The following is a 1,046-nucleotide window of genomic DNA, read 5'->3' as shown; positions in this document are numbered from 1 at the left end:
CCCAGAAGACGACCGTGGTCCGCCGATACACCTACGAGGGCGCATCTATGGCGGCGCTCTGCCGTGACTACGGCGTGGGAATCGGATGGCTGCGGTCCGGAGGGCGGGCGCTGGTATCGCACCGGCGACCTGGTGCGGCTGCGCGACGACGCCGTGGTGGAGTTCCTCGGCCGGACCGACGACCAGGTCAAGGTGCGCGGCTACCGGGTCGAACCCGGTGAGGTCACGGCCGCGCTGCGGGCTCTGCCCGAGGTGGCCGACGCCGTCGTGCTGCCCGAAGGGGAGGCGCACCGGCGGCGGCTGGCCTGCTGGGTCGTACCCGCTCCCGGCCACGCGCCGCGGCCGGACACGATCCGCACCCGGTTGCGGGAGTCGCTGGCCGACTACATGGTGCCGGCCGATGTGGTCGTGCTGGAGCGCATCCCGCTCACCCCCAACGGCAAGCCCGACCGGGCCGCCCTGCGGCAGGCGCCGAAGCCTTCGGAGCCCGAGGCCGTCGGCGCCGAGCCGAGCACCCCCGCCGAGAAGGCGGTGGCCCGGGCATGGACGGCGGTCCTCGGTCCGCGCAGGGTCGGCGCGGGCGACGACTTCTTCGCGCTCGGCGGCCATTCCTTCGCGGCCACCCGGATGGTGGGCATGCTGGCTGAGGCCACCGGCTGCACGCTGCCGGTGCGGGTGGTCTTCGAACGGCCGGTCCTGCGCGACCTGGCCACCGAGCTGGAACGCCGCATGACCGCGGCGGACCCGGCCGGGCCCCTCCCGCGGCGCGCCGAGCCCGGCACCCCGGTGCGGCTGTCGCCGGCCCAGGAGCGGTTGTGGTTCCTGTGGCGGCTGCGCCCGGACAACGACGCGTACAACACAAGTGTGGCCCTGCGGTTGAACGGCACGCTCGACACGGTCGCCCTGATGGCTGCCGTGCGCGACCTTGCCGCGCGGCACGAGGTGCTGAGCGCGGTCGTGACCGAGGACGACACCGGGCCGCTGGCCCTGCCGCTCTCGCCCGACGCCGTCCCCACGGTGGGGGCGGTGGTGGTGGGGTGCGGCGT

Annotated in this window: 1 protein-coding gene; it reads left to right on the top strand. The window is 75.0% G+C overall.

All coding sequences use genetic code 11. The features are described from left to right. Positions 1-63: 63 nt before the first annotated feature. The coding region (locus ABZ656_RS58120) for a phosphopantetheine-binding protein (RefSeq protein ID WP_360280905.1) at positions 64-1,046 on the top strand (983 nt) is incomplete at its 3' end.

The organism is Streptomyces sp. NPDC007095 (assembly GCF_040634475.1).
GTDB lineage: Bacteria > Actinomycetota > Actinomycetes > Streptomycetales > Streptomycetaceae > Streptomyces.
The sequence above is the reverse complement of the archived record's forward strand: the minus strand, read 5'-3'. Positions and strand labels throughout refer to the sequence as shown.